This is a genomic window from Variovorax sp. P1_G12 (assembly GCF_056405555.1).
Genome location: NZ_JBFUBW010000039.1, coordinates 35,297 through 61,788, shown reverse-complemented (window position 1 = coordinate 61,788; position 26,492 = coordinate 35,297). Strand labels below are relative to the sequence as shown.

At 69.3% G+C, this 26,492-nt stretch carries 25 protein-coding genes; 13 read left to right on the top strand and 12 right to left on the bottom strand.

The features are described 5' to 3' along the window. Window positions 1-186: 186 nt before the first annotated feature. Genes AC1D2O_RS31985 through AC1D2O_RS31975 form a run of 3 tightly spaced genes read left to right on the top strand, consistent with a single transcriptional unit; the run spans window position 187 to window position 4,049 of the window. Complete coding sequence (locus AC1D2O_RS31985) at window positions 187-960, top strand: ABC transporter ATP-binding protein (RefSeq protein WP_478158498.1); 774 nt, start codon at window positions 187-189, stop codon at window positions 958-960. After that, window positions 957-2,840 carry an AMP-dependent synthetase/ligase gene (locus AC1D2O_RS31980; protein ID WP_478094009.1) on the top strand — a complete coding sequence of 628 codons (1,884 nt, stop codon included), beginning with the start codon at window positions 957-959 and terminating at the stop codon, window positions 2,838-2,840. Before AC1D2O_RS31985 ends, AC1D2O_RS31980 begins: the two co-directional genes overlap by 4 nt. Before the next feature lie 36 nt (window positions 2,841-2,876). After that, window positions 2,877-4,049: an ABC transporter substrate-binding protein gene (locus tag AC1D2O_RS31975; protein ID WP_478158497.1), complete on the top strand. Its 1,173-nt coding sequence runs from the start codon at window positions 2,877-2,879 to the stop codon at window positions 4,047-4,049. Window positions 4,050-4,121: 72 nt separating this feature from the next. Here the strand turns inward: AC1D2O_RS31975 and AC1D2O_RS31970 are convergent, their stop codons facing one another. After that, window positions 4,122-4,790, bottom strand: coding sequence for a TetR/AcrR family transcriptional regulator (locus tag AC1D2O_RS31970; protein WP_478092482.1), 669 nt, complete (start codon window positions 4,788-4,790; stop codon window positions 4,122-4,124). Window positions 4,791-4,954: 164 nt separating this feature from the next. Between AC1D2O_RS31970 and AC1D2O_RS31965 the strand changes: the two genes are divergently transcribed. Genes AC1D2O_RS31965 through AC1D2O_RS31945 form a run of 5 tightly spaced genes read left to right on the top strand, consistent with a single transcriptional unit; the run spans window position 4,955 to window position 10,703 of the window. Next, on the top strand, window positions 4,955-6,199 hold the full coding sequence (locus AC1D2O_RS31965) for a branched-chain amino acid ABC transporter substrate-binding protein (protein ID WP_478092483.1): 1,245 nt from the start codon (window positions 4,955-4,957) through the stop codon (window positions 6,197-6,199). Between the two features lie 7 nt (window positions 6,200-6,206). Further along, window positions 6,207-6,986 (top strand): SDR family NAD(P)-dependent oxidoreductase, encoded by a 780-nt coding sequence (locus tag AC1D2O_RS31960; RefSeq protein ID WP_478092485.1) that lies wholly within the window; start codon window positions 6,207-6,209, stop codon window positions 6,984-6,986. Between the two features lie 23 nt (window positions 6,987-7,009). Beyond that, window positions 7,010-7,819: an SDR family NAD(P)-dependent oxidoreductase gene (locus tag AC1D2O_RS31955; RefSeq protein ID WP_478092487.1), complete on the top strand. Its 810-nt coding sequence runs from the start codon at window positions 7,010-7,012 to the stop codon at window positions 7,817-7,819. Then, complete coding sequence (locus AC1D2O_RS31950; RefSeq protein ID WP_478092488.1) at window positions 7,816-9,468, top strand: class I adenylate-forming enzyme family protein; 1,653 nt, start codon at window positions 7,816-7,818, stop codon at window positions 9,466-9,468. Before AC1D2O_RS31955 ends, AC1D2O_RS31950 begins: the two co-directional genes overlap by 4 nt. After that, window positions 9,465-10,703, top strand: coding sequence for an acetyl-CoA acetyltransferase (locus AC1D2O_RS31945; RefSeq protein ID WP_478158496.1), 1,239 nt, complete (start codon window positions 9,465-9,467; stop codon window positions 10,701-10,703). Before AC1D2O_RS31950 ends, AC1D2O_RS31945 begins: the two co-directional genes overlap by 4 nt. 46 nt (window positions 10,704-10,749) lie before the next feature. Here AC1D2O_RS31945 and AC1D2O_RS31940 read toward each other — a convergent pair whose 3' ends face one another. The 4 genes from AC1D2O_RS31940 to AC1D2O_RS31925 all read right to left on the bottom strand — a co-directional run bounded on the left by AC1D2O_RS31940 (window position 10,750) and on the right by AC1D2O_RS31925 (window position 13,770). Continuing rightward, window positions 10,750-12,261, bottom strand: a complete 1,512-nt coding sequence (locus AC1D2O_RS31940; RefSeq protein ID WP_478094625.1) for a tripartite tricarboxylate transporter permease — start codon at window positions 12,259-12,261, stop codon at window positions 10,750-10,752. Between the two features lie 10 nt (window positions 12,262-12,271). After that, window positions 12,272-12,760 (bottom strand): tripartite tricarboxylate transporter TctB family protein, encoded by a 489-nt coding sequence (locus AC1D2O_RS31935; protein WP_478094627.1) that lies wholly within the window; start codon window positions 12,758-12,760, stop codon window positions 12,272-12,274. Between the two features lie 152 nt (window positions 12,761-12,912). After that, window positions 12,913-13,326 carry an RNA recognition motif domain-containing protein gene (locus tag AC1D2O_RS31930; protein ID WP_478158495.1) on the bottom strand — a complete coding sequence of 138 codons (414 nt, stop codon included), beginning with the start codon at window positions 13,324-13,326 and terminating at the stop codon, window positions 12,913-12,915. Window positions 13,327-13,548: 222 nt separating this feature from the next. Next, complete coding sequence (locus tag AC1D2O_RS31925; protein ID WP_478090482.1) at window positions 13,549-13,770, bottom strand: DUF3820 family protein; 222 nt, start codon at window positions 13,768-13,770, stop codon at window positions 13,549-13,551. Between the two features lie 71 nt (window positions 13,771-13,841). Between AC1D2O_RS31925 and AC1D2O_RS31920 the strand changes: the two genes are divergently transcribed. Continuing rightward, window positions 13,842-15,101, top strand: a complete 1,260-nt coding sequence (locus tag AC1D2O_RS31920) for a DEAD/DEAH box helicase (protein WP_478090483.1) — start codon at window positions 13,842-13,844, stop codon at window positions 15,099-15,101. An 18-nt stretch (window positions 15,102-15,119) separates the two neighbouring features. Here the strand turns inward: AC1D2O_RS31920 and AC1D2O_RS31915 are convergent, their stop codons facing one another. Next, window positions 15,120-16,280, bottom strand: coding sequence for an acyl-CoA dehydrogenase family protein (locus AC1D2O_RS31915; RefSeq protein ID WP_478158494.1), 1,161 nt, complete (start codon window positions 16,278-16,280; stop codon window positions 15,120-15,122). A 39-nt stretch (window positions 16,281-16,319) separates the two neighbouring features. Then, the gene (locus AC1D2O_RS31910; protein WP_478090485.1) at window positions 16,320-17,345 is read right to left on the bottom strand and encodes an NAD-dependent epimerase/dehydratase family protein; all 1,026 of its coding nucleotides are present in this window, start codon (window positions 17,343-17,345) and stop codon (window positions 16,320-16,322) included. A gap of 90 nt (window positions 17,346-17,435) precedes the next feature. Here AC1D2O_RS31910 and AC1D2O_RS31905 point away from each other — a divergent pair, with 90 nt between their 5' ends. Further along, window positions 17,436-18,329 (top strand): LysR family transcriptional regulator, encoded by an 894-nt coding sequence (locus AC1D2O_RS31905; protein ID WP_478090486.1) that lies wholly within the window; start codon window positions 17,436-17,438, stop codon window positions 18,327-18,329. Between the two features lie 4 nt (window positions 18,330-18,333). Here AC1D2O_RS31905 and AC1D2O_RS31900 read toward each other — a convergent pair whose 3' ends face one another. The 4 genes from AC1D2O_RS31900 to AC1D2O_RS31885 all read right to left on the bottom strand — a co-directional run bounded on the left by AC1D2O_RS31900 (window position 18,334) and on the right by AC1D2O_RS31885 (window position 22,866). Continuing rightward, complete coding sequence (locus AC1D2O_RS31900) at window positions 18,334-19,974, bottom strand: Vgb family protein (protein WP_478158493.1); 1,641 nt, start codon at window positions 19,972-19,974, stop codon at window positions 18,334-18,336. A gap of 186 nt (window positions 19,975-20,160) precedes the next feature. After that, on the bottom strand, window positions 20,161-21,006 hold the full coding sequence (locus AC1D2O_RS31895) for an ABC transporter permease (RefSeq protein ID WP_478090488.1): 846 nt from the start codon (window positions 21,004-21,006) through the stop codon (window positions 20,161-20,163). 5 nt (window positions 21,007-21,011) lie between these two features. Further along, entirely contained in the window at window positions 21,012-21,938 is a 927-nt protein-coding gene (locus AC1D2O_RS31890; protein ID WP_442282107.1) for an ATP-binding cassette domain-containing protein, read from the bottom strand. A gap of 37 nt (window positions 21,939-21,975) precedes the next feature. Continuing rightward, a complete protein-coding gene (locus tag AC1D2O_RS31885) occupies window positions 21,976-22,866 on the bottom strand; it encodes a LysR family transcriptional regulator (protein ID WP_478090489.1) in 891 nt (296 codons plus the stop codon). Window positions 22,867-22,975: 109 nt separating this feature from the next. On the opposite strand from AC1D2O_RS31885, the gene AC1D2O_RS31880 reads away from it, so the two are divergent. Both AC1D2O_RS31880 and AC1D2O_RS31875 read left to right on the top strand, forming a co-directional pair. Continuing rightward, a complete protein-coding gene (locus AC1D2O_RS31880) occupies window positions 22,976-23,620 on the top strand; it encodes a glutathione S-transferase family protein (RefSeq protein WP_478158492.1) in 645 nt (214 codons plus the stop codon). Further along, window positions 23,617-24,582 carry a flavin-nucleotide-binding protein gene (locus AC1D2O_RS31875; protein WP_478158491.1) on the top strand — a complete coding sequence of 322 codons (966 nt, stop codon included), beginning with the start codon at window positions 23,617-23,619 and terminating at the stop codon, window positions 24,580-24,582. The genes AC1D2O_RS31880 and AC1D2O_RS31875 overlap by 4 nt, the downstream gene beginning before the upstream one ends. A gap of 9 nt (window positions 24,583-24,591) precedes the next feature. On the opposite strand, the gene AC1D2O_RS31870 is transcribed toward AC1D2O_RS31875, so the two are convergent. Further along, window positions 24,592-25,743, bottom strand: coding sequence for a cytochrome P450 (locus tag AC1D2O_RS31870; protein ID WP_478088361.1), 1,152 nt, complete (start codon window positions 25,741-25,743; stop codon window positions 24,592-24,594). A 50-nt stretch (window positions 25,744-25,793) separates the two neighbouring features. On the opposite strand from AC1D2O_RS31870, the gene AC1D2O_RS31865 reads away from it, so the two are divergent. Next, window positions 25,794-26,486, top strand: a complete 693-nt coding sequence (locus tag AC1D2O_RS31865; RefSeq protein WP_478088360.1) for an ArsR/SmtB family transcription factor — start codon at window positions 25,794-25,796, stop codon at window positions 26,484-26,486. The last annotated feature ends 6 nt before the right edge of the window (window positions 26,487-26,492 follow it).

Here is a 26,492-nt window from a genome sequence, read left to right as displayed (position 1 = left end):
GCCGTTGAGGCACCGCCGAGCAGCGCAGCGGTACGCGGATCAGGGCTCGCGACTGTTTGAGCGAAGCGAGTTTGAGCGAGACCCCGCGTACCGCGAGCAGCGCAGGGCAGCCGCGAAGCGGCCGGTGACGTCGGCCGGCCCGGGGCATACCGCCCGCCGCCGCCACCCCGAAGGTGAGGCACGTCCATGACCGACGTAGTCCTCCAGCTCCTCAACGTGGAGAGCGCCTACGGCCCCATCAAGGCCATCCGAGGCGTCAGCCTCAAGGTCCGCGCCGGCGAGATCGCCACCGTGCTGGGCTCCAATGGCGCCGGCAAGACCACCATCCTCAAGACCATCTCGGGCATCATCGATCCGCGCAAGGGCAGCATCGAGTTCAAGGGCAGCAACATCACGGCCCGGGACCCCGCGCACATCGTCCAGCAGGGCCTGAGCCACGTGCCCGAAGGCCGCGAGGTCTTCCCGCTGTTGTCCGTCAAGGACAACCTCCTGATGGGCGCCTACACCCGCCGCGACCGCGACGGCGTGGCGCGCGACATCGAGACCGTGTTCGGCTACTTCCCGATCCTCAAGGAGCGCGCCGCGCAGGACGCCGGCCTGCTGTCGGGCGGCCAGCAGCAGATGCTGGCCATCTCGCGCGCGATCATGGCCGCGCCGCACCTGATCCTGCTCGACGAGCCCAGCCTGGGGCTGTCGCCCAAGCTCACCAAGGAGATCTTCGAGATCGTGGTGCGCATCAACCGCGAGCGCGGCACCACGATCCTCTTGGTCGAGCAGAACGCCAACATGGCGCTCAACGCCTCCGACTACGGCTACGTGCTGGAGAACGGCCGCATCGTGATGGAAGACACCTGCGAGCGGCTGCGCGAGAAGGAGGACATCAAGGAGTTCTATCTCGGCCTCAAGGACGACGGCGTGCGCGGCGAGCGGCGCTGGAAGAAGAAGAAGACCTGGAGATGAGCCAAGCCATGCACGCCAAGGCACCTGCCGGCCTCTGGGACCTGGGCCGTATCCAGTCGCGCACCGACATCGTGGTCCCGGGGGAGACCCTGCCCGCGATGTTCTGGAACGCGGCCCGCCTGCGCGGCGACACCGTCTGGATGCGGCAGAAAAAGCTCGGCATCTGGCGCAGCTGGACCTGGAAGCAGACCGCCGACGCGGTGGCCGAGATCGCCGGTGGCCTGATGGCGATCGGCTTCGCGCCGCACGAATGCGCGTCGATCCTGTCGAATACGGTCATCGAATGGGTGCTGTGCGATCTCGCGGTGCTCAGTTGCGGCGGCGTGGCCAACGGCATCTATCCGACCGACGCCGCCTCGCAGGTGCACTACCTCTGCGAGGACTCGCGCACCACCGTGCTGTTCGTCGAGGACGACGAGCAGCTCGACAAGGCGCTCGAGGTGCGTGCGGGCCTGCCGCTGCTGCGCAAGATCGTGGTCTTCGACATGGAAGGCCTGCGCGACCTCCGTGATGCCGAGGTCATCAGCCTCGACGCCCTGCGCGCGCTCGGGCGCGACTACCTCGCGGCCCATCCGCAGGAGCTCGAACAGCGCATCGCCGCCTGCAGCCCCGACGACCTGGCGATCCTGGTCTACACCTCGGGCACCACCGGCAAGCCCAAGGGCGCGATGCACAGCCACCGTGGGCTCGTCTACACCACGCGCGGCTACAACACGCTGGTGGCGCAGGACGAGCACGACGAGCGCATGTGCTTCCTGCCCCTGTGCCACATCGCCGAGCGCATGGGCGGGGAGTACTTCGCGATGTACACCGGCTCGATCCTCAACTTTGTCGAGAACCCCGAGACCGTGCCCGAGAACGTGCGCGAGATTGCGCCCACCGTGTTCACCGCGGTGCCGCGCGTGTGGGAGAAGTTCTATTCGGGCGTGATGATCGCGCTCAAGGAAGCCAGCCGCGTGCAGCAGGCGGCCTACGGCTGGAGCATCGGCGTCGGCGCCGACATCGCCGACCGCGTGCTGGCCGGCCAGCCCGTCGGCGGCCTGCTGCGCCTCAAGTTCCTGCTCGCGCGCAAGCTGGCGCTCGACAACGTGCGCAAGCTGATCGGCATCCACCGCGCGCGATTCCTCGTCACCGGCGCGGCGCCGATCTCACCCGAACTCGTGAAGTGGTACCTCGCGCTCGGCGTGCCGATGCTCGAAGTCTGGGGCATGACGGAGTCATGCGGCGCCGCCACCGGCGTGCCGGCCGGACGCATCAAGCCCGGCGCCATCGGCCCGGCCGCGGGCTACAACGAAGTGCGCATCGACTCCGCCACCGGCGAGATCCTGGTGCGCGGCACCAACGTCTTCATGGGCTACCTGAACCTGCCGGAGAAGACGGCCGAGGCCATCGATGCCGAGGGCTGGCTGCACACCGGCGACGTCGGCACGGTCGACGAGGACGGGTATTTCCGCATCACCGACCGCATGAAGGACATCATCATCACGGCAGGCGGCAAGAACGTCACGCCGAGCGAACTCGAGAACGAGCTCAAGTTCAGTCCCTACATCACCGATGCGGTGGTGATCGGCGACGCCAGGCCCTACCTCACCGTGATCGTCATGATCGACCAGGAGAACGTCGAGAAATTCGCCCAGGACCATGACGTGCCGTTCAGCAACTACCAGAGCCTCACGCGCACGCAGGAGGTGCAGGACCTGATCCAGGCCGAGCTCGACCGCGTCAACGCGAAGTTCGCGCGGGTCGAGCAGATCAAGAAGTTCTTCCTTCTCGAAACGCAACTCAGCGCCGAGGACGAGGAGCTCACGCCGACCATGAAGCTCAAGCGCAAGCTGGTCCAGACCAAGTACGCCGAGCGCATCGATGCCATGTACGCGTAGCCGCCATTCTTCCGCCAACCTAGAGGAGACAACCGTATGAAGACCCAGACTCTGATCCCCCTGGCCGCCGCGGCCGGTCTCGCGCTGGGCGCCGGCCTGGCCAGCGCGCAGCAGCAGGGCGTGAGCAAGGACGAGATCCGCATCGGCACCATCCAGGACCTCTCCGGCCCGCTGGCCGGCTTCGGCAAGCAGTCGCGCAACGGCATGCAGCTTGCGGTGGACGAGCTCAACGAGCAGGGCAGCGTGCATGGCCGCAAGCTCAAGCTGTTCGTCGAGGACTCGGGCTACGACCCCAAGAAGGCCGTGCTGGCGGCGCAGAAGCTGGTCAACCAGGAAAAGATCTTCATCATGGCGGGCCACATCGGCACCGCGCAGAACATGGCGGCGATGCCGGTGCAGTTCGAGAAGAACATCGTGAACTTCTTCCCGATCACGGCGGCGCGCGAGATGTACGAGCCGCTCAACCGGCTCAAGTATTCCTTTGCCGCGACCTACTACGACCAGATCCGCATGGCGCTGCCGAAGATGATCAAGGACAAGGGCGCCAAGAAGGTCTGCACCATCTACCAGGACGACGAATTCGGCCTCGAGGTGCAGCGCGGCGCCGAGGCCGGCCTCAAGGCCGCGGGCATGGAACTCGCCGAGAAGACCTCCTTCAAGCGCGGCGCCACCGACTTCTCGTCCCAGGTCGCCAAGATGAAGGCCGCCAATTGCGACCTGGTGGTGCTCGGCACCATCATCCGGGAGACCATCGGCACGGTGGGCGAGGCGCGCAAGACCGGCTTCAACCCGACCTTCCTGGGATCGAGCGCGGCTTATACCGACCTGATCCACAAGCTGGGCGGCAAGCCGATGGACGGCATCTACGCCACCATGACGGTGCAGAACCCCTACACCGACGAGCAGTCGCAGTCGCTGCGCTTCTGGGCCAACAAGTACAAGACCAAGTTCAACGAGGATCCGACCGTGTTCTCGGTCTATGGCTACATGATCGTCCAGGACTTCATCCAGGCCGCGAACAAGGCGGGTCCGAACCTGACCACCGACAGCTTCATCAAGGCGATGGACGGCAGCACCTTCGAGCCCGACATGTTCGGCAGCCCGAAGATGACTTTCAGCGCCACCAAGCGGCTGGGCAATGACCAGTCGCGGCTGTCGCAGATCGTCGACGGCAAGTGGAAGGTGGTGTCGGACTACCTGGCGCCCTGAACGTCCGGCGACCCGCGCGAGGAAGCCGCGAAGCCGCCCGAGGGCGGCTTTCTTCTTTGCGCGAGCGAAGCCTCAGCGGGCGCTTCGCTTCGATGCCTTCAGTGGACGCAGGCCGTGGATCACGTGGTCCGCGAAGGCTTCGGCGATCGCATCGCCCTGTGTTTCGCCCTTGTCGGTGAACCAGCGGTTGATGTTGTTGATGGCCCCCATGAAGAAGAACACCGCGAGCTTGGGGTCGCACGGCGCGATCGCTCCCTCGTCGACGCACCGGCTCACCAGCGCGCGCAGCTGCGTGTCGACCACCCGTCTCCGCTGCTGGATCAGGGCGTTGTGCTGCGCGGTCATCGAGTAGTACTCCGTCAGCACCACGCAGGTGCCCAGTTCGCTGGTCATCTTGCGGATGTAGAGACTGACGAAGAGGCGCAGCGCGTCCAGCGCGGTGGCGCCTTCGGACTCCGCCGTTTCAAGAGCCTCCTCGGCCATGCCGATTGCCAGGCGATGGCACTCATACAGGATCTCGTGCTTGTTCTTGACGTAGCGATACAGCGCCGGCTTGGTCACCGACAGTGCGCTCGCGATGTCGTCGAGCGTGGTGTTGTGGAAGCCCTTCACCCCGAAGGTGCGGCCGGCAGCAGCGATCAGCGCGCGCTTGCGGATCTCGCGCGGGTCGGGCGTGCCGGCCAGCGCGTTGTTCCAGCGGGCGGCCTTCGGAGTCGGTTTGGATCTGGGCGTTGTGACCATGGCTTGGGTGCAATTGTCGGTCACCCGTGTGCGGGGTCTGCCCGCTTGACGGAGCCGGTGAGGCTGTCTATATTAACTGGAAGTTACTGCAAGGTAACTTGTATTGACTCAACAGAAAAACCACGGGATCGCCGCCCGCGCGCCGGCATCCCTCGGAGACCACCATGGCATTTCCTCGCTCCCTGGGCGTTGCGGCGGCATTGGCCGTTTGCGCGCTCGCCGCCTCGGCGCAGTCGCAGCCGCCGATCCGCATCTCGCACATCGATACCTTCTCGGGGCCGACCGCCTCGACGGGGGTGACGGTGTCGAAGACGCTGCTCTACGCGGTGAACCTGATCAACGAGCGCGGCGGCGTGCTCGGCCGCAAGCTCGAAGTGGTGGCGATGGACAACGGCGGCGATCCGGCGAAGGCAATCGCAATGCTCAACAGCACGGTCGACCAGAAGATCAGCTTCATGGTGCAGGCCGGCAACTCCGGCATCGCCGGCGCCCTGGAGGGCGCGGTCGACAAGCACAACGATCGAAATCCGCAGTCGCGGGTGCTCTACCTCAACTACGGCTCGGCGCTGCCCGAACTCACGGGAGAGAAGTGCAGCTTCTGGATGTTCCGCTTCGAGGCGCACCAGTTGATGAAGATGTATGCCATCGCCGACTACGTGAAGCAGAACCCGAAGATCAAGAAGATCTACCTCATCAACCAGGACTATGCCTTCGGCCGCTCGGTCAGCGCCGACGCGCGCGAGATCATCGGCAAGGCCCGACCGGACGTGCAGTTCGTCGGCGACGATTTCCATCCCTTCGGCAAGGTGAAGGACTTCTCGCCCTACGTGCTGAAGATCAAGCAGTCCGGGGCCGATACGGTGCTCACCGGCAACTGGGGCAACGACCTCTCGCTGCTGGTGCGGGCCAGCAAGGAGTCGGGCCTGAACGCGCGCTACCTGACCTACTACGGCGGCCTGTTCGGCGTCCCGACGTCGATCGGAGCGGCCGGCGAGGACACCGTGTTCCAGATCGCTTCGTGGCATCCGAACGTGCCGGTCGAGGACAAGCAGCCTGCGCTCGAGAAGTATCAGAAGGATTTCAAGGCCAAGTTCGGCGAGGACCTCTACTACACCTCCATCCTCGTGCAGATGGACATGCTGGCGCGCGCCATCGAGAAGGTGGGCAACGCCACCGATCTCGTGAAGATCGCGCAGGCGCTCGAAGGCATGGACTACGACTCGCCCTTCGGCAAGATCCAGATGCGCAAGGCCGACCACCAGGCCACGCACCCGCTCTACGTCACTCAGCTCGTGAAGGGCGTGAAGTACGACGCCGAAGGCCTGGGGATGGGCTGGAAGACGGTGGCCAAGGTGCCGGGTCCGGTCACCGAGCTGCCCGTCAACTGCAAGATGAACCGTCCTGACTGAGGTTCGCATGCAGTTCATCGGCGCCGGGGTGCAGGGCAGGGTCGCGGTGGTCACGGGCGGTGCGTCGGGCCTCGGCGCAGCCACCGCGAAGGCACTGCGCGCGGCGGGCGCGTCCGTCGCGCTCATCGACCGCGATGCGGCGGCCGTCGAGGCGGCCGCCGCGGCGCTGGGTGCCATCGGCTTCGCGGCCGACGTGGCCGATGCCGACCGCATCGAGTCCGTGTTCGGCCAGGTCGCCGAGCGGCTGGGGCGAACCGGCATCCTGGTCAACTGCGCCGGCATTGCCGACCCGGGGAGCGTGGTGCGCCGCGGCGTCGCCATGCCGCTGGCCGAGTTCCGGCGCGTGATCGAGGTCAATCTGCTGGGCGCCATCAATTGCATCCGCTGCGCCGTGCCGCAGATGATCGAAGGGCGCGCGGGCGACGCAGAGGCCGGCGTGATCGTCAACACCGCCTCGATCGCCGCCTTCGACGGCCAGATCGGGCAGGCCGCCTATGCCGCGTCCAAGGGCGGCGTGGCCGGCATGGTGCTGCCCCTGGCACGCGAGCTCGGCGAGCACGGCATCCGCGTCATGGGCATCGCGCCTGGCGTGTTCGAGACGCCGATGACGATGAACCTCGCGCCGCCATCGCGCGATGTGGTGTTCGCCGCCGTGCCGCCGTTCCCGAAGCGGCCCGGCCAAGCCGGCGAGTTCGCGGCGCTGGTGCTCGCAATCGTCGGCAACCCGATGCTCAACGGCGAAGTGATCCGCCTCGACGGCGCGCTGCGCATGCCGGCGCGCGTCTGAACGCCGCTCACCAAGGAGAAACGATGCAGATCGAAGGAACGGTGGCCGTCGTCACCGGCGCGGCCTCGGGGCTGGGGCGGGCCACGGTGCGGCGCCTGGTGGCGCAGGGCGCGCGCGTGGCGGCGCTGGACCTGGCCGGCGCGCCGCTCGATGCGCTCGCCGCCGCGCAGCCGGTGCTGGCCATCGGCGGCGACGTGAGCGCAGCCAGCGACATGGAAGCGGCCTTCGCGCAGGTGCGCGCTGCGCTCGGCCTGCCGCGCATCCTGGTCAACTGCGCCGGCGTGCTGGGGCCCGCGCGCGTGTTTCGCACCGACAAGGCGACCGGCCGCCCGGTGCCGCGGGAGCTCGAGGTCTTCCGCCGCGTCATCGACGTCAACCTGGTCGGCACCTTCAACACCCTTCGTCTGTTCGCCGAGGGCCTGAGCGACGACCACGCCGCCGACGGCGAGGACCGCGGCGTGGTCGTCAACACCGCCTCGGTGGCGGCCTACGAGGCGCTCTCGGCGCAGGCGGCCTACGGCTCGTCGAAGGCCGGCGTGGCCAGCATGACGCTGCCGCTGGCGCGCGAGCTCGCGCGCTTCGGCATCCGCGTGGTGGCGCTCGCGCCGGGCACCTTCGAGACCGGGATGTACGAGGTCGTGCCCACGCACACGCGGCGCACGCTGATCGACGACGTGCCCTTTCCGCCGCGTCCCGGCCGGCCGGAGGAGTTCGCCCACATGGTGCAGGCGCTGATCGAGAACGGGATGATGAACGGCTCGGTAGTGCGCATCGACGGCGCCGTGCGCATGCGCGAGCCGACCATGGCGCGGGAAGGGAGGGCGGCATCATGAGCGGTCCGACTTTCACCCCGCAGGGCGACGCGCTGCGCCTGGAGGCGCTCTACGGCGATCGGCTGGTGCCGTGCTATGCCGAGCGGCCGCGCAACCTCGACGCGATGCTGCGCGCGTCGGTGGCCCTGCGCGGCGACGCGCCGGCGGTCGAGGACGGCGCCGTGACGCTGAGCTACCGCATGCTCGACCGCCTGGCCGACCGGGTCGCGAGCGGACTCGCCGCGCGCGGCGTGGCGAGCGGCGACCGGGTCGCGCTGTTCGTCGGCAATCGGTCCGAGTTCATCGTGCTGCTGGCCGGCATCTGGCGGCTCGGCGCGATCGCAGTGCCGATCGGCACCCGGCAGAGCGCGGCGGAGCTCGGCTACATGCTCAACCAGTGCGGTGCTGCAGCGCTGGTGTTCGACGCCTCCCTGGCCGACCGGCTGCCGCCGCCGGCCGACATGGCCGGCGTGCATTGCACCGTGTGCATCGAGGAGCGCGGCCTCGATGCGGCGCTGCGGCCGGGCGCGCTTTCGTATGCGGCACTGCTGGCCGCCGGCGACGATGCGCCGGTCGGCGCGGACTTCGAAGACACCCGGGCCGCCTGCATCATGTACACCTCGGGCACCACCGGGCACCCGAAGGGTGCGGTGCTGTCCCACCTGGGCTTCTTTCATACCGCGCGCCACTACGTGCGCCGCTTCGGCTACACCGCCGACGACCGCATGCTGCTGGCGATCCCGGCTTCGCACATCTCGGGCCTGCTGGCGGTGGTGGTCGTCGCGCTGCAGGTGGGCGGCTGCCTGGTGTGCCTGCGGCAGTTCGGCGCGGGCGAAGCCCTGGCCGAAATCGAGGCGCGGCGCGTCACGGCCGCGGTCATGGTCCCGGCCATGTACAACCTCTGCCTGCTGCATCCCTCGCTGCCCGGGCGCGACCTGTCGTGCTGGCGCATCGGCCATTTCGGCGGCGCAGCGATGCCCGAGATCACGATTGCGCGACTGGCAGCGGCATTGCCCGGCCTCGCGCTCTACAACGGCTTCGGCGCCACCGAGACGACTTCGGCGGTCACGCTCACCGAGCGCGGCGACGCGGCGCGCAAGCCCGACACCGTCGGCACCGTGGTGCCATGCGTCGATATCCGCGTGCTCGACACCGCCGGCCGCGAAGTGGCCACCGGCGAATCGGGCGAACTGTGGATCCGAAGCCCCGGCAACGCCATCGGCTACTGGGCCAACCCCGAGGCCACGCGGGACGCGTTCGTGGCCGGCTACTGGCGCTCGGGCGACATCGGCAGCATCGATGCCGAAGGCTTCGTGCGCGTGTTCGACCGCATCAAGGACATGATCAACCGCGGCGGTTTCAAGGTGTACTGCGTGGAGCTCGAAAACGTGATCCAGCGCCACCCGGGCGTGATCGAGGTGGCTGCGGTCGCGAGCCCCTGCCCGGTGCTGGGCGAGCGCGTGCACGTGTTCGTGCATGCCACCGAGCCCGTGGATGCCGAGGCCGTGCGTGCGCTGTGCCGTCGCACGCTGGCCGACTACAAGACACCCGATTTCGTCACCGTCAGCGCGACGCCGCTGCCGCGCAACCTCAATGGCAAGCTCGTCAAGGCACCTCTGCGCGAGGCCGCCCGGCAGCTTGCCGCCATCACCTCGGAAAGAAGTGCATGACTCCCACCCCGGTCTACATCCTCGGCGGTCACCAGACCGATTTCGCACGCCACGCGTCACGCGCCGGCGATGGCCTGTTCGAGCTGATGCGCGACGCGGTGCAGGGCGCGCTCGCCGATGCCGCGCTGGAGCCGCGCGAGATCGAATCCGGCCATGTCGGCAATTTCGTCGGCGAACTCTTCGCCGGGCAGGGTCAGCTGGGCGGCATGCTCGCGGCGATCGACCCCGGCTTCTACGGCACGCCCGCGGGGCGGCACGAGGCGGCCTGCGCGTCGGGCAGCATCGCGATGCTGGCCGCCACGGCCGAGATCGAGTGCGGCCGCTACGATTGCGTGCTGGTCACCGGCGTGGAGCTGGAGCGCAACGTGCCCGGCGCCGTGGCCGCACAGCACCTGGGTGCCGCGACCTGGGTGGGCGAGGAAGGCGCCGGGGCGACCTACGTGTGGCCGCACATGTTCCATCGGGTGGGGCAGGAGTACGAGCGGCGCTATGGACTGAAGTACGAGCATCTGGCGCGCATCGCCGAGATCAACATCTCGAACGCGCGCCGCAACCCGTTCGCGCAGACGCGAGCGTGGGACTACACCGAGGCCAGCTTCACCGCCGACGATGCAGCCAATCCCGTGATCGAGGGCATGATCCGGCGCCAGGATTGCGGCCAGGTCACCGACGGCGCCGCAGCCGTGATTCTCGCGTCGCCGCGCTTCGCCGAGGCATGGGCCAGGCGGCGGGGCCAGTCGCTGGACGCGCTGCCGCGCATCGCCGGCTGGGGTCACCGTACGGCGCACCTGAAGCTCGATCCCAAGCTGCAGGCCAGTGCCGGCCAGGCCTACGTGTTCCCGCATGTGCGCGAGGCGGTCCAGGGTGCATTCCGCCGCGCCGGCATCGCGGACGTGTGGCAGCTCGACGGCATCGAGACGCACGATTGCTTCACCACCACCGAGTACATGGCGATCGACCACTTCGGCATCACCGCGCCAGGCGAGAGCTGGCGCGCCATCGAGGCCGGCACCATCGAACGGGGCGGCCGCCTGCCGGTCAACCCGAGCGGCGGGCTGATCGGCCTGGGCCACCCGGTGGGCGCCACCGGCGTGCGCATGGTGCTCGACGCCGCGCGCCAGGTGGCGGGGCGGGCCGGCGATTGCCAGGTCGAGGGCGCCCGGCGCTTTGCGACGCTCAACATCGGCGGCAGTGCCACCACCGTCGTGAGCTTCATCGTCGAGCGCAACGCCTGAGAACACAGCCTCCGGGGGGCACGGCACCCCCCGGGGCGGGGCCGGCTTATTCTTCGACGAAGGCTTCTTCCCGCTTCGCCTTGATCGACGGCAGCAGCACGATCCCGAGCAGCAGGCAGGCCGCCACCAGCAACCCGGCCGACAGCGGCCGCGTCACGAACACGCTCCACGTGCCGCGCGACAGCAGCAGCGCACGGCGCAGGTTCTCTTCCATCATCGGCCCCAGGATGAAGCCCAGCAGCAGCGGCGCCGGCTCGGTCCGGAGCTTGATGAACAGATAGCCGATGAAGCCGAAGGCCGCCACCATCCAGATGTCGAAGGTGTTGTTGTTGGTCGAGTACACGCCGATGGCGCAGAACAGCACGATCGCCGGGAACAGGAACTTGTAGGGCACCGTCAGCAGCTTGATCCACATGCCGATCAGCGGCAGGTTCAGGATGATCAGCATCGCGTTGCCGATCCACATCGAGGCGATCAGGCCCCAGAACAGCTCCGGGTTGCTGGTCATCACCTGCGGGCCGGGCTGGATGTTGTGGATCGTCATCGCGCCGACCATCAGCGCCATCACCGCGTTGGGCGGGATGCCAAGCGTCAGCAGCGGGATGAAGGAGGTCTGGGCGCCGGCGTTGTTGGCCGACTCGGGCGATGCCACGCCGCGGATGTTGCCCTTGCCGAAGGGTACTTCGCCGGGCCGCATGCGGATCTTCTTCTCGAGCGCATAGGCCGCGAACGAAGCCAGCAGCGCACCGCCGCCGGGCAGGATGCCGAGCGCCGAGCCCAGCGCCGTGCCGCGCAGCACCGCGGGCGTCATGCGCTTGAAGTCGTCCTTGGTCGGCCACAGGCCCTTGACCTCGGAGGTGAACACCTCGCGCTCCTCGTCGGGCTGCGACAGGTTGCCGATGATTTCGCCGTAGCCGAACACGCCCATCGCGATCACGACGAAGCCGATGCCGTCGGTGAGTTCAGGAATGTCGAAGCTGAAGCGCGCCACGCCCGAATTGACGTCGGTGCCGACGATGCCGAGCAGCAGGCCCAGCACGATCATCGCGACCGCCTTGAGCAGCGAGCCCGAGGCCAGCACCACGGCGCCGATCAGGCCCAGCACCATCAGCGAGAAGTACTCGGCCGGGCCGAACTTGAACGCCAGCTCGGTCAGCGGCGGCGCGAAGGCCGCCAGGATCAGCGTGCCGACGCAGCCGGCGAAGAACGAACCCAGGCCGGCCGCGGCCAGCGCAGGCCCCGCTCGCCCCTGTCGCGCCATCTGGTAGCCGTCGATGCAGGTCACGACCGAGGACGATTCGCCCGGCAGGTTGACCAGGATGGCGGTGGTGGAGCCGCCGTACTGGGCGCCGTAGTAGATGCCGGCCAGCATGATGAGGGCCGACACCGGCGGCAGCGCGTAGGTCGCGGGCAGCAGCATCGCGATGGTGGCGACCGGGCCGATGCCCGGCAGCACGCCGATCAGCGTGCCCAGGATACAGCCGACCAGGCAGTACAGCAGGTTGGTGAAGGTGAAGGCGACGCCGAAGCCGATCGCGAGGTTGTGAAACAGTTCCATGGCGGTGTCCTCAGCCCGAAATGAAGGTGGGCCAGACCTGGATCTGCAACTTGAGCGCCCAGATGAACGCCACGTAGCTGCCTGCCGCCAGGATGGTCGAGAGAACCAGCACGTCGCGCAGCTTGAAGTGCTCGCCCGCGAGGCTGGAGATGATGGTCAGCGCGTAGATCGCGATGATCATGCCCATGGCCGGCACGCCGATGCTCGGCAGTCCGCCCAGCAACACGCCGAAGGCGAGGTTGGCCACGATGACGAAGAACAGCGGCTTCCAGGCCCATTTGCCGATCGGGTCGCCGTCGACCGTCTCGACCACCAGCGACTGGAACATGACAAGGGCGCCAAGGACAGCCAGCAGGATGCCCAGCATGAGCGGGAAGTAGCCGGGCCCCATGCGGGCCCCATCGCCGATGTTGTAGGTGGTGGCGCCGATGGCAAACGCCGCCCCCACCGCTGCGAACATGACTCCTGAATAGAAGTCGGCCTGACTCTTGATGCGCATTGTCTCGATCCTCGTTGAAGTTGCCTCGAGGGTCGTCGCCAGCGCCTGACGGTGGGCTGACCAGCACTGTACGGACTTCCACGTACCGAGCGCTGGCGCGCCAACGAAAAAGGCTCCCGAAGGAGCCTTTTTTGCTTGAAGCTGGGGAGGGCTTAGTAGCCGCCGCGGCCACCGCCGCCGCCGCCGTAGCCGCCACCGCCGCTGCGGTTGCCGCCACCACCACCACCACCACCGTAGCCGCCACCACCGCCGCCGCCGTAGCCACCGCCGCCGCCGCTGCGGCCGCCGCCACCGCCGAAGCCGCCGGGCGAGCGGGGCTCCATCGGACGTGCTTCATTGACGGTCAGGCTGCGGCCGTCGAGTGCTTGGCCGTTCAGGCCTTCGATGGCAGCCAGCGCTTCCGCGTCGGTGCCCATTTCGACAAAGCCGAAGCCCTTGGAGCGACCGCTGTCGCGTTCCATCATGACCTTGGCGCTGGCGACCGAGCCGTACTGGCTGAAAGCCTGTTCGAGGTCGTTGTCGCGGATGGAGTAAGCGAGGTTGCCTACGTAAAGTTTCTTGCCCATGGAGGGACTCCTAATCAAACCAAAAAAACAAAGCGATGGAGTCCCAGTATCACAACAAACATAAGTGGCGCTGTGGCGCGAAACTGACCGATCACCGGTTCACGAAACTGGCAGTGACTGCCAGAAACGCTCCAGCATTGTCGTGCACTATCAGACTTTTGTGTGAACTTCCGCTAGAAATTCGAGTGATTATTTGTTCCGGGGCTGAAAAAAGAGACGAAATCAGCCCGGCGGCCGCCTGCGCAGCGGGTTCAGCAGCCCTTTGAGCCCGTTGTGGTCGATTTCGTGCATCAGCGACAGCAGGCGGCCGATTTCCCCGGGCGGGAAGCCTTCGCGGGCGAACCAGGTCAGGTAGTTGCCGGGCAGGTCGGCAATCAGCCTGCCCTTGTATTTGCCGAACGGCATCTCGCGGCTGACGAGCTTGTCGAGGTCCTCGGAATTCATCGTTGCTGTGTCGCCTGGTGGATGGTAGCTATGCTCCGTCATTCTCAACGCCCTATCCCGTGCCTCCATCCATGCCATTTCAATCGCTCGGACTCGATCCCGCCCTGGTGCGCGCCGCCACCGACAAGGGCTACGTCGCGCCCACCGCGATCCAGCTCGAAGCCATCCCGGCGATCCTGCAGGGACGTGACCTGCTGGGCGCGGCCCGGACCGGCTCCGGCAAGACTGCGGCATTCTCGCTGCCGCTGCTGCAGGCGCTCGCCGGCCAGCCCCGCCAGTCGCCCCGCCGCCTGCAGGTGCTGGTGCTGGTTCCCACGCGCGAGCTCGCCGCGCAGGTCGGCGAGTCGATGCGCAGCCTGGCGCAGCACCTGCCGGCGCCGGTGCGCATCGCGGTGGCTTTCGGCGGCGTCTCGATCAACCCGCAGATGATGGCGCTGCGCGGCGGCGCCGACATCATGGTCGCGACGCCGGGCCGCCTGCTCGACCTGATCGACCATCGCGCGCTCAGGCTGTCGTCGGTGGCCACGCTGGTGCTCGACGAGGCCGACCGCCTGTTCGATCTCGGCTTCGCCGAGGAACTGGGCCGCATCCTGGCGCTGTTGCCGGCGCGGCGCCAGAACCTGCTGTTCTCGGCCACCTTCCCGCAGGCGATCCAGTCGCTGGCCGACAGCCTGTTGAAGGAGCCGGTGCGCGTCGAGGTGGAGGCCGAGCCGGCCGGGGAGCCAGCGGCCATCCAGCAGCGTGCGATCGAGGTCGACGCCAGCCGCCGCACCCAGTTGCTGCGCCAGCTGATCAAGGACAGCGGCTGGACCCGCGTGCTGGTCTTCGTCGCCACCAAGCATGGCGCCGAGATCGTGGCCGACAAGCTGCGCCGCGCCGGTGTCGAGGCCGAACCCTTCCATGGCGTGCTGAGCCAGGGCAAGCGCACGCAGGTGCTGGCCGACTTCAAGGCTTCCCGGGTGCAGGTGGTGGTGGCCACCGACCTGGCGGCCCGCGGCATCGACGTCGCGCAGTTGCCGGTGGTGGTGAATTTCGACCTGCCGCGCTCGTCGGTCGACTACGTGCACCGGATCGGCCGCACCGGCCGGGCCGGCGAAAGCGGCGTCGCGGTGAGCTTCGTCAGCGCCGCGACCGAGGCGCATTTCAGGCTGATCGAGAAGCGCCAGGGCCTCAACGTGCCGCGCGAGCGGGTGGCCGGCTTCGAGCCGGTCGAGGTGCCGCCGCCCGCGCCCGCGGGCGAGCCGGGCACCGGCGGCGTCAAGGGCAAGCGGCCGAGCAAGAAGGACAAGCTGCGCGCGCTGCAGGCCGCGACCCCGGCGCGCGATCGGTAGGAGCCCGGGCGGCTGCCGTCATTCCCGCGGCGGCCGCTTCGCGATGCCCATGGTCTTGGCGAGGATGCCGAGCATCACCTCGTCGGCGCCGCCGCCGATCGAGGCCAGGCGGCCGTCGCGGAAGAGCCGCGAGACCCGGTTCTCCCAGGTGAATCCCATGCCGCCCCAGAACTGCAGGCAGGTGTCGGACACCTCGCGCGTGAGCCGGCCGGTCTTGAGTTTGGCCATCGAGGCCAGTTCGGTCACGTCCTGGCCCTGCACGTGCAGGTCGCAGGCGCGGTAGGTCAGCGCGCGCAGCGCTTCCACCTCGGTCTTGAGTTCGGCCAGCTTGAACTGCACCCACTGCTGGTCGGCCAGCGTGCCGCCGAACAGCTTGCGCTGCTGCGCCCATTCGATGGTGTCGGCGATGCACTCGTCGAGCGGCGCCAGCGAACTCGCCGCGCACCACAGGCGCTCTTCCTGGAACTGCTGCATCTGGTAGACGAAGCCCTGGCCTTCCCCGCCGATGCGATAGCGCTGCGGCACCCGGACCTCGTCGAAGTAGATCAGGCCGGTGTCGCTCGAGTGCATGCCGATCTTGCGGATCTTCCTCGCCTTTTCGATGCCGGGGCTGTCCATCGGCACCATGATCAGCGACTTGTTGCGATGCGCGGGGCCGTCGCTGGTGTTGACCAGCATGCACATCCAGTCGGCCTGCAGGCTGTTGGTGATCCACATCTTCTGGCCGCTGATCAGGTAGTCGCCGCCGTCTTTTCGCGCATGGCTCTTGAGGCCGGCGACATCGCTGCCGGCGCCGGGTTCGCTGACACCGATGCAGCCCACGGTCTGGCCTGCGATCGCGGGCGCCAGGAACTCGCGGCGCAGTTCGTCGCTGCCGAAGCGGGCCAGCGCCGGGGTGCACATGTCGGTCTGCACGCCGATGGCCATCGGCACGCCGCCGCAGCTCACGTGGCCCAGCGCCTCGGCCATCGCCATCGCGTAGGAGTAGTCGAGGCCGGCGCCGCCGTATTCCTCCGGCTTGTTGAGCCCGAGCAGGCCCAGCGCGCCGAGCTTGGCGAACACCTCGTGGGCCGGGAAGCTCTCGGCCGCCTCCCATTCGTCGACGTGTGGATTGATTTCCTCGTCGATGAAGCGGCGCATCGTCTTCTGGATCTCGAGGTGTTCGTGCGTGTAATTCATGCCTGGTTCCGGTCGGTCCTGCTGTGAGCGTGGACCACTCTAGGCCGGGTCGGCCGGGCGCGCTTGCGGGAAGTGGCTAGCGCCCGCTGCCGGCGTCGACCGCAGGCAGCCCAGGCCTTCGAGCGTGGCCCCGACCGCGAGGTCGATCGGCGTGTGCGGCTCGCTGCCGAGCAGCGCCAGCAGCCGCGCGTTGTCGAGGCGCACCGGCTGCTGCCAGAGGTAGCGCATCTCGCGCAGCTCGCGAAACACGGGCACGAACGGTGAGGCCAGCGCGACCAGCCACCACGGGAAGCGTCGGACGGGCAATTCGGGCTGGCCGCTGGCGCGCCGGATCGCCGCCTGCATCCGGGTGCCGTCGGCGTCCCAGTGGCCGCCCATGTGGAAGCTGTCGAAGGCTTGCAGCGCAGCCTCGCGTTCGACCAGTTGCACGATGGTCTCGGCCACGTCCGGCAGGTAGGCCCATTGGTGGCCGATGCCCGGCCGCGCCGGGTCGGTGATGGCGGCCAGCGGCTGGCCGGGCTTGACGAGGCCCTGCGAGAACCAGTTGTTGCCGGCGTGCGGGCCGAAGAAGTCGCCGGCTCGCACGATCAGCGTGCGCACGCCGCGCTCGGCCGCCGCGCGCAGGCGCTGCTCCATCTGCACGCGGATCGCGCCTTTGCGCGTCTGCGGGTGCTGTGGCGCGTTTTCGGCGATGTCGGGGAAGGCGTCGGGCCCGTAGTTGTAGACCGTGCCGGGCAGCACGATGCGGGCGCCCGAGACTTCGGCTGCGCGGATCGTGCTCTCGAGCATCGGCAGCACCAGCGTATTCCAGTGGCGGTAGCCCGGCGGGTTGACCGCGTGCACGATCAGCGAGGCGCCGCGGGCGGCGGCGACCACGCGGTCGGCGTCCATCGCGTCGCCCGCCAGCCATTGCGGCGCCGTCGTGCCGGCCGGCCACTGTGCCGCCGCCTTGGCCGGGTCGCGCGCCAGGGCCCGCACCTGCCAGCCGCGCCGCAGCAGGGCTGCCGTGGTTTCACCGCCGATGCCGCCCGTTGCACCGAGCACCAATACCGTTCCTCGTTCCATGACCGGTTCCTTTCGTTGAGGAACCCATTCTTGAAGCGGGCGAGGATAAACACAATTGTCATAACGCTGCTATCGGCTAGTATGAAATGTATGAGCCAGAGTTCTTTGGACTGGGAAAGCCAGCGCGCCTTTCTCGCGGTGCTGCGCGGGGGCAGCCTGTCGGCCGCGGCGCGGGCGCTGGGCGTCGCGCAGCCGACGGTGCGGCGCCGGCTCGAAGCGCTGGAGCGCTCGATCGGCGTCGCCCTCTTCACGCGCTCGCCCAGCGGCCTGTCGCCGACGGAGGCCGCGCGCGAACTCGGCGGCCATGCCGAGGTGATGGCCGCCGCGGCCGAAGCCTTCGCACGGACGGCTTCGGCGGACACCGACGCCGCCCACGGCACGGTGCGCATCACCGCCAGCGACGTGGTCGGCGCGGAGGTCCTGCCGTTGGTCCTGGCCGGGTTGCGGGAAACCCAGCCGGGCCTGGCGTTCGAACTCAGCCTGACCAACCGCAACGAGGACCTGCTGCGGCACGAGGCCGACATCGCGGTGCGAATGGTGCGGCCCACGCAGGCCGCGATGGTCGCCACACGGGTCGGCGTGGTCGAGCTGGGGTTGTTCGCCAAGGCAGGCTATCTGGAGCGCCATGGCACGCCGGCCGGCCTCGAAGACCTCGATCGCTTCGCGCTGATCGGCCCGGACCGCGAGACCGCCGACCTGCGCGCCTTGAGCGCGCTCGGCCTGCGCCTGGCGCGCCCGCACTTCAGTTGCCGCACCGACAACCAGCTCGCGCAGCTGGGCGCGATCCGCGCCGGCCTCGGGATCGGCATCTGCCAGAAGGCGATCGCGCGGCGCGATCCGTCGCTGGTGGCGGTGCTGCCGGAGGCCTTCAGCTACGGCCTGGACACCTGGGTCACGATGCACGAGGACCTGCGCCGCGTGCGCCGCGTGCGCGCGACCTTCGGGCACCTGGTCGGCGCCCTGACGGCCTACTGCGCCAGCTGAAGCCTCAGCGCTGGGGCCGGATCCGGTACAGCGCGTTGTCGCGGTCCGCCGTCATATAGATCGTGCCGTCGCTGCCGACCGCCACGCCGGTCGGCACATAGGGCGGCGGCATGCCGGGGCCGGGCTCGAGGCCGATCGGCAGGTTCTCGGCCACGGTGCGGCGGCTGCCGCTCACGGGGTCGATTTCGACCAGCCGCCGGGCCGCGCTTTCGGCCACGATGAAGGTGCCCCACGGCGTCTGCGCCACGCCTTCGGGCATCGCCAGCCCTTCGGCCACCGGGCGCAGCGGCGCGCTGGCGTCGAGCGGGATGCGCGTGAGCCTGCCCGCGGCCTCGGTGACGTAGAGCGCGCCGTCGCGGCCGACGATCATCTGCACCGGCCCGCCGAGCCCGCTGGCCAGCACCTCCCGGTCCTCGAACTTGGGACCCTTGGCGCGCGTCACGCTGCCGGTCGCGATCTCGGCGTAGATCACGCTGCCGTCGGCCATCGGGATCGCGTCGACCGGTCCCTTCAGGCCATGCAGCACGCCGGTGGTCTTGAGCGTCTTGCGGTCGACCAGCTGCACCGTGCCGGTGAACCACGACGTGAGCGCGAAATGCGTGGCCGACAGGCCGACCGCGAACGGGTATTCGAGCTCCGGGTCGCGCTGCATCCGGAAGATGTCGCGGACCGCACCGGTCGTGGCATCGACCTGCCGGAAGCCGAACACGTCGGCCACCCAGAGCTCGTTGCCGTCGATCTTGAGGCCGGCCGGCACCGCCAGCTTGCCGCCGGTGAGCAGGCGCAGCTCGCCGGTCGCCGGATTGAAGGCCTCGACCGAGTTGTCGGCCATGTTCGAGACGTAGATGGTGCCTTCGGGCGCGATCGCCAGGTTGTCGAGCGAGGGCTTGAGTTGCTTGGCCACGGTCTTGCGGCCGGTCGCCAGATCGACCCGGACCAGCTCGCCGCTGCGTGCATCGACCACCCACAGGTTGCCCTTGCCGTCGAGATTGGCGGCGGCCGGGATCTTGAAGCCCTCTGCGATCACGGTCATGGCGCCGTTCGAGGGGTCGATCTTCACCACCTGGCCCTTGAACCACAGCGGGCCGTAGAGCATGCCGTCGGGCCCGACCTCGAAGCCGTTGAAGCCGCCCATGTCCTTCTTGATCAGCCGCGGCGGTTTCTGGCCGGCGGGGTCGATCTCCCACAGCGCATCGCCCAGGAACACCTGCGACGCATAGAGCTTGCCGTTGCGGCGATCGAAGTCGAGCGAGTTGAGGCCGGGCAGGTCCTTGGCGACCACGCGCATCGGCGCGCCATCGTTGTCGCGCAGGCGCAGCATGCCCATCAGGTAGTTGGTCCAGGCGAGTTCGCCCTTGGGACCGACCGCGATGTCGTCGGCCTGGCCTTCGGGACCCTTGACCAGCACGCGGGCGGCGCCGGTCTGGCGGTCGACCTCCCACAGCGTATTGCCGACCACCGAGCCGGCGAGCAGCCGTCCCTGGCGGTCGATCGCCAGGCCGTGCACGCCCGAGAAGGCGGAAGGGGCGACGATCGCCTCGGGCGGGGCCCAGGCGGCGGGGCGCGTGGGCGGGGTCGGGGTCGTCGTGCAGGCGCCGAGGGCGAGCGTCGACGCCATCAGGAAGCCGCTCAGGACACGGTTCATGCTGTCTCCTCGTTGTGTCCGGACCCTAACAGCGGCGCGCCGCTTTGCAGTCACGAACGAGACAAGCGGTTCAGGCCGGCGCCGGGCCGCCCGCGCGGCGAAGTCCGCGCTCCGCGCTGACGGGCGGCCTGCCGACGCCCCCTCGGGGGGCAGCGACCACACGCAGTGAGGGAGCGTGGGGGCCCACTAAGCTCTGAAGCGCTTGCGCGTGAGGGCCAGCGCGATCCAGAACGCGACCACCGTGTAGGCGACGAGCACCAGCGCGTGCCGCCACCAGTCGGCCGGCCACTGGTCCATGAAGAGCGGCCGCACCAGCGCCACGGCGTTGGACAGCGGCAGCCATCCTGCGATCGTTCGCACCACGCCCGGCAACTGCTCGAGCGGGAAGAACACGCCCGACAGGAACATCATCGGCGTCATGAACAGCGTGAAGTAGTAGGTGAAGAAGTCGTAGCCCTTGGCCAGCGCATTGAAGATCAGCGCGATGCACGAGAAGGTGACGCCGACGCCGACCAGCACGAACCAGGCGACGATGAGCTTCGGGCTGTGGCTGATGCCCAGCGCCAGCATCACGAACAGGATCGCGGTGGTGGTGAAGATGGCCTTGAAGCCGGCCCACAGCATCTCGGCCAGCACCACGTCGTCGAGGCCCACCGGCGCGTTCATGATGCCGTCCCAGGTCTTCTGCACGTGCATGCGCGAGAAGGCCGAATAGAGCGCCTCGAACGAGGCCGCGTTCATCGCGCTCATGCAGATCGAGCCGCTGGCGAGGAACAGGATGTAGGGCACCGCGGCGCCGTCCACCTGCACCTGCCCGACCAGTGCGCCCATGCCGTAGCCGAAGGCCACCAGCCAGATCAGGGGCTCGGCGATGTTGCCGATCAGGCTCGGGATCGCGAGCTTGCGCCAGACCAGGAGATTGCGCAGGAACACCGGCCACCAGCGCATCGAAAGCTCGGGCGCGCGCCAGACCGAGGGCGCCGGTGGCGTGGGCGGGAGATCCGCCAGCGAGGAAGTCGTCGAGTTCGCCATGTCGGTCAACCATCCTCCCGGATCTGTCGGCCGGTCAGCTTGAGGAACAGATCCTCGAGATTGGCCGGCCGGTGGAAGGTGCGCAGGCCGCTGCGGTCGCCCAGCGCCGCCATCAGGCCGCGCGCGTCCTGGGTGTAGAAGAATACCGTTTCGCCGCTGACCTCGACGCGGGCCGCGAAGTCCTTCAGCGGCGAATGCGCCAGTTCGAGCGCGCCGTCGCCGTAGAGCTCGACCACGTCGGGCTCGAGGTGCTCGGCGATCAGGTCGCGCGGCCGGCCCTCGGCGATCTTGCGGCCGTGGTCGAGCACCAGGAGCCGCGAGCACAGCCGCTCGGCCTCGTCCATGAAGTGGGTCGTCAGCAGGATCGACTTGCCTTGCTGCAGCAGCACCTGCAGCCGCTCCCACATCAGGTGCCGCGCCTGCGGATCCAGCCCGGTGGTCGGTTCGTCGAGCATCAGCAGTTTCGGGTCGTTGACCAGCGCGCGTGCCAGCGAGAGCCGCCGCCGCATGCCGCCAGACAGCTCGCCGGGCTTCGCGTGGGCCTTGTGCGACAGTGCCGCGAATTCGAGCAGCTGCGGAATGCGCGGCGCGATCTCGCTGCGGCGCATGCCGAAGTAGCGTGCGTAGACCATCAGGTTCTCGGCGCAGCTGAAGTCGGGGTCGAGCGTGTCGAACTGGCTGACCACGCCGAGCTGCGCCTTGATGGCGCGCGCGTCGCGCGGCATCGAGAGGCCGCCGAGCGCCTCGATCGTGCCGCCGTCGGCCGCGGTGAGGCCCAGGCACATGCGGATGGTGGTGGTCTTGCCGGCGCCGTTCGGACCGATCACGCCGAGGCATTCGCCCGGCGCGATCTCGAAGGACAGGTCGTCGACGACCGTGGTGTCGCCGTAGCGCTTGCGCAGGTGGCTGGCGTGGAAGAGGGGAGTCGGCACCGGCGCATTGTGGCGCAAGCGCCCGCGATGCCCGGCCTCAGAGCCGCAGGCCGCTGAACTCGGCTTTCATCCAGTCGATGAAGACGCGGGTGCGCGTGGGCAGCAGCCGCGCATGCGGGTAGATCACGCTCACCGGGCGAGGCGGCGCCTCGAAGTCCTCGAGCAGGATCTCGAGCCGCCCCTCGGCCACCAGCGGCAGCACCTGGTAGGACAGGAACATGCCGCAGCCCATGCCGGCCGCGCAGGTCTCGATCGCCGGCGCGATGTGATTGAACTCGATGTTGCCCTTGACCGCGACCGCCAGCGGCCGGCCGTGGTCGCGAAACATCCATGGCCCCGTCGTGTTCGGCTGGACACAGACGCAGTTCGCGCGCGACAGCTCGCGCGGATGGCTCGGCCGGCCATGCGCGCGCAGCCAGGCCGGGCTCGCGACCACCACGCGGCGGATGCTGCCGAGTTGCTGCGCCACCAGCGAGGAGTCGTTCAGCGCGCTGATGCGAATGCCGACGTCGACGCCTTCCTCCAGCAGGTTCACGGACCGGTCGTGCAGCAGCACGCTGCAGCGCATCCGCTCGTAGCGCTGCAGGAAGCGAACGATCGCCGGCGCCACGTACATGTGGCCGAACAGCACCGGCGCCGTGACCGTGAGCTGACCCGCGGGCTCGGCAGCGTCGGCTGTGAGCGCCCGGTCGGCGGCGTCGGCGGCGGCCAGCACCTCGCGTGCGCTCTGCAGGTAGTGGCGGCCCTCCTCGGTCAGCGAGATGCGCCGCGTCGTGCGGTGGAACAGGCGCACGCCCAGGTGCGATTCGAGCGCCGCCAGCGACCGCACCACGGCCGGCAGAGAGGCGTCGAGCGCGTCCGCGGCCCGGGTGAGGCTGCCCTGGTCGGCGATCTGAACGAAGGTCTGCATGGCTTTCAGTCGGTCCATGCAGCGATTAGACCGGAAATCGGAGCAGTCAAATGCAATCGGAGTCATTACTCCGGAGTGAGGAACAAACAAGAATCGGCACACCCCCAACGCCTCAGGAGAAAACGCCATGACAACCCCCCGTCCCGCCGCGCCGATCAAGGTCTACAGTTCGACCGTCTCGGGCCATTCCCACCGTGTCCGGCTGTTCCTCTCGCTGCTCGGCCTGCCGTTCGAGACCATCGAGGTCGACCTGCGCGCGGGCGAGCACAAGCGCCCCGACTTCCTGCGCCGCAATGCCTTCGGCCAGGTGCCCGTGATCGAGGACGGCGACGTCACCGTGGCGGATTCGAATGCGATCCTGGTCTACCTCAACGAGCGCTACGCCGCCGATCCTGCGCGCTGGTACCCGCGCGATCCGCTCGCCGCGGCCCAGGTCCAGCGCTGGCTGTCGGTGGCCGCCGGCCCGCTGGCGGCCGGCCCGTCGGTGGCCCGCGTGATCGTGCTGTTGGGGCTGGCCCGAGACCCGGCCGAGGTGATTGCGCGCTCGCACGACCTGCTGCGGGTGATGGAGGGCGAACTCGCGGCGCGGCCGTTCCTGGCGGGCGCGTCCGCCACCCTGGCCGACATCGCCAACTACAGCTACGTGGCGCACGCGCCGGAGGGCAACGTGTCGCTCGAGGCCTACCCCCGGGTGCGCGAATGGCTGGCGCGCATCGAGGCGCTGCCGGGCTTCGTGCCGATGGTGGCTTCACGCATCGGGCTGCGGGTATGAACACCGCCATCGAGCCGTCGCCCTGGCACGAGGGCGAGCGCGCCATGCAGGCGCGCGCCGGTGTGCGCGAACGGATGGCGGCCCTCGGGCCACGGGTGATCCGGGATCACATGCCCGACCAGCATCGGGACTTTTTTGCCCAGCTTCCGTTCCTGGTCGCGGGCAGCCTCGATGCCGCCTCGCAACCGTGGGCCGGCGTGCTGGCGGCGCCGCCGGGCTTCGCGCATTCGCCCGACCCGCAGCGGCTGCGCATCGACGCGCTGCCGCTGGCCGGGGATCCCCTCGCGGCGGCGTTGGTGTCCGGCGCGCCGATCGGCCTGCTCGGGATCGAACCGCACACTCGGCGGCGCAACCGCATGAACGGCGTGGTGGAGGGGGTCGACGCCGCCGGCTTCTCGGTCGCGGTGCTGCAGAGCTTCGGCAATTGCCCGAAGTACATCCAGGCCCGCGAACCGCTCTTCGTGGGCGGCGCGCCGGCGGGGGTGCCGGCGCCACGCGTCGATCGATTGGATGCCGCGGCGCGGCGGCTGGTCGGCCAGGCCGACACCTTCTTCATTGCCACGGCGCATCCGTCGGCCGGGCATGCCGGCGCGGCGCAAGGCGTCGATGTCTCGCACCGCGGCGGCCGCGCGGGCTTCGTGCGCCTGAGCGGCGAGGGCACGCTAACCGTGCCCGACTTCGTCGGCAACAGCTTCTTCAACACGCTGGGCAACATCGCGGTGAATCCGCGGGCCGGGCTGCTGTTCATCGACTTCGAGCGCGGCGACCTGCTGCAGATCGCGGTCAGCGCGCAAGTGCTCTGGGAGGGACCGGAGCTGGCCGCCTACGAGGGCGCCGAGCGGCTGCTGCGCATGCAGGTGGCCTCGGTGCTGTACCGGCCCGCGGCACTGCCGCTGCGCTGGGGCAGCGCGGAGCCGTCGCCTTACCTCGATGCGACCGGGCGCTGGCCGGAGGCCGCGTGACACGGCGCCTCAGCGGAAGACCGGGATCCGCGCATTGACCGACGGCCGGTAGTGCCAGCCGCGCCGCAGCAGCCGATCGGTGTCGAGGCCGTCGGCCAGCAGCGCCTGGAGCCCGGCCGCCGCGATGGTGCAGGCCAGCGCCTGGCCGGGGCAGGCGTGGCGGCCATGGCCGAAGCCCAGGCAGCGCCGCTCGGCCCGCATCGGCTCGAAGGTCGCGGGCGCCGGGTTCAGGGCCGGATCGCGATTCGCGGCAGCGAGCACCAGCAGCACCGCATCGCCCGGCGCCAGCGGGTGGCCGGCGACCGTGGTGGTCTCGGCGACGAAGCGGCGCGTGTTGTGCACCGCGGGGTCGTGGCGGGCGACTTCGGCCACCAGCGCGGGCAGAAGCGCCATGCGGTCGTCGATCTTCCGGCGCAGGCCCGGCTCGCGCGCGAGGGCCACCAGGCTGTTGCCCAGCAGGCCGGCCGTGGCCTCGCAGGTCTGGGACAGCAGGCCGACCAGGTTGGCCCGCAGCGCGCGCGATGCGGGCGCCGGCGCGTCGGCCTGCACCGCGGCAACCAGGCTGCCGCGCGGTGCGGGCTGCGCGGCGACCAGGCTCTCGAAGCGGTCCATGAGGCCGGCGGCGGCGACGCTCGCGGTCGCCAGTTGCGCGGCGGTCGACAGCGGCGACAGGCAGGCGACGAAGTCGCGGGTCCATTGCGCGACCTGCGGCAGTTCGCCGGCGGCGAAGCCGAGCAGGTGTGCCACCGCGCTGACCGGCAGCGCGAAGGCGGTCTCTGTGAGATCCGCCGAGGGCAATCCCGCGGCGACCCGAAGCGTCGCCGCATGTGCCGCGGCGAGATCGAGGTCGGCCAGCGCGCGCTGCAGCACCGGCTTATGCGCCGCATGCGGCGCGCCGTCGTTCATGCGCACCAGCAGGCCGAACAGCTCGCCGGCCGGTGTGCCCGCGAACGCGCGCGGCACCGCCTCGGCGGGCGGCCGCACGCGCAGGGCGTCGTTGGCGAGGATCTCCCGCACCACCTCGGCGCGGCTGGCGATCCACAGGCGCAGTGCCGGGTCGAAGACCAGCGCCGGCCCGCTGCGCAGGCTGGCGTACCAGGGATAGGGGTTGGCATGGGTGACGGCGGCGATCGCGTCGGCGGGCGGGGCGGTGGTGTTCATGCCCGCAGTCTGGTCTTTTCTTGCGATCACGCTTCGCTTACGATCGAAATATGGATGAAGCTTCTGCCGACACCCACCTGGCCCGCCTGGCTGGCGCCATCGCCGAGCCCGCGCGCTCGCGCATGCTGTGCTGCCTGATGGATGGCCACGCCCGCACCGCGACCGAACTCGCCGCCGTGGCCGAGGTCGCCGCCTCGACCGCCAGTGCACACCTGGCGCGCCTGAAGGAACAGCGCCTGGTCGATGCGCTTGCGCAGGGCAAGCACCGCTATTTCCGGCTCGCGGGCCCGGAGGTGGCCGCGGCGCTCGAGAGCTTGCTGGTGCTTGCCGGCGCGCCGCGCGGCGAGTTCCGTCCGACCACGCCCAGCCGCCTGCGAGCGGCGCGCACCTGCTACGACCACATGGCCGGCACGGCCGGCGTCGCGCTGCACGACAGCCTGCATGCGCAGGGTTGGCTGCATGCGACGGCGGAAGGCGGCGACTACGAACTCACGCCCGAGGGTGCCGTGGCGCTCGAGAGCCTGGGGCTCGACGTGGAGACGGCGCGCGGCGCCCGCCGGCGCTTTGCCTGCGCCTGCCTCGACTGGAGCGAGCGGCGGCCCCACCTGGGCGGAGCGCTGGGCGCGGCCTGCCTGCAGCTGTCGCTGCGGCGCGGCTGGGTGCGCCAGGAACTCGACGGCCGGGCGCTCACGCTCACCCTCAAGGCCGAGCGCGAGATGCCGGAGCTTTTCGGCCTGGCCTGAGCGTGG

Coding starts and splice junctions, on each gene's coding strand:
- AC1D2O_RS31985 (WP_478158498.1), top strand. CDS start 187: ATGACCGACGTAGTCCTCCAGCTCCTCAACGTGGAGAGCGCCTACGGC.
- AC1D2O_RS31980 (WP_478094009.1), top strand. CDS start 957: ATGAGCCAAGCCATGCACGCCAAGGCACCTGCCGGCCTCTGGGACCTG.
- AC1D2O_RS31975 (WP_478158497.1), top strand. CDS start 2,877: ATGAAGACCCAGACTCTGATCCCCCTGGCCGCCGCGGCCGGTCTCGCG.
- AC1D2O_RS31970 (WP_478092482.1), bottom strand. CDS start 4,790: ATGGTCACAACGCCCAGATCCAAACCGACTCCGAAGGCCGCCCGCTGG.
- AC1D2O_RS31965 (WP_478092483.1), top strand. CDS start 4,955: ATGGCATTTCCTCGCTCCCTGGGCGTTGCGGCGGCATTGGCCGTTTGC.
- AC1D2O_RS31960 (WP_478092485.1), top strand. CDS start 6,207: ATGCAGTTCATCGGCGCCGGGGTGCAGGGCAGGGTCGCGGTGGTCACG.
- AC1D2O_RS31955 (WP_478092487.1), top strand. CDS start 7,010: ATGCAGATCGAAGGAACGGTGGCCGTCGTCACCGGCGCGGCCTCGGGG.
- AC1D2O_RS31950 (WP_478092488.1), top strand. CDS start 7,816: ATGAGCGGTCCGACTTTCACCCCGCAGGGCGACGCGCTGCGCCTGGAG.
- AC1D2O_RS31945 (WP_478158496.1), top strand. CDS start 9,465: ATGACTCCCACCCCGGTCTACATCCTCGGCGGTCACCAGACCGATTTC.
- AC1D2O_RS31940 (WP_478094625.1), bottom strand. CDS start 12,261: ATGGAACTGTTTCACAACCTCGCGATCGGCTTCGGCGTCGCCTTCACC.
- AC1D2O_RS31935 (WP_478094627.1), bottom strand. CDS start 12,760: ATGCGCATCAAGAGTCAGGCCGACTTCTATTCAGGAGTCATGTTCGCA.
- AC1D2O_RS31930 (WP_478158495.1), bottom strand. CDS start 13,326: ATGGGCAAGAAACTTTACGTAGGCAACCTCGCTTACTCCATCCGCGAC.
- AC1D2O_RS31925 (WP_478090482.1), bottom strand. CDS start 13,770: ATGAATTCCGAGGACCTCGACAAGCTCGTCAGCCGCGAGATGCCGTTC.
- AC1D2O_RS31920 (WP_478090483.1), top strand. CDS start 13,842: ATGCCATTTCAATCGCTCGGACTCGATCCCGCCCTGGTGCGCGCCGCC.
- AC1D2O_RS31915 (WP_478158494.1), bottom strand. CDS start 16,280: ATGAATTACACGCACGAACACCTCGAGATCCAGAAGACGATGCGCCGC.
- AC1D2O_RS31910 (WP_478090485.1), bottom strand. CDS start 17,345: ATGGAACGAGGAACGGTATTGGTGCTCGGTGCAACGGGCGGCATCGGC.
- AC1D2O_RS31905 (WP_478090486.1), top strand. CDS start 17,436: ATGAGCCAGAGTTCTTTGGACTGGGAAAGCCAGCGCGCCTTTCTCGCG.
- AC1D2O_RS31900 (WP_478158493.1), bottom strand. CDS start 19,974: ATGAACCGTGTCCTGAGCGGCTTCCTGATGGCGTCGACGCTCGCCCTC.
- AC1D2O_RS31895 (WP_478090488.1), bottom strand. CDS start 21,006: ATGGCGAACTCGACGACTTCCTCGCTGGCGGATCTCCCGCCCACGCCA.
- AC1D2O_RS31885 (WP_478090489.1), bottom strand. CDS start 22,866: ATGGACCGACTGAAAGCCATGCAGACCTTCGTTCAGATCGCCGACCAG.
- AC1D2O_RS31880 (WP_478158492.1), top strand. CDS start 22,976: ATGACAACCCCCCGTCCCGCCGCGCCGATCAAGGTCTACAGTTCGACC.
- AC1D2O_RS31875 (WP_478158491.1), top strand. CDS start 23,617: ATGAACACCGCCATCGAGCCGTCGCCCTGGCACGAGGGCGAGCGCGCC.
- AC1D2O_RS31870 (WP_478088361.1), bottom strand. CDS start 25,743: ATGAACACCACCGCCCCGCCCGCCGACGCGATCGCCGCCGTCACCCAT.
- AC1D2O_RS31865 (WP_478088360.1), top strand. CDS start 25,794: ATGGATGAAGCTTCTGCCGACACCCACCTGGCCCGCCTGGCTGGCGCC.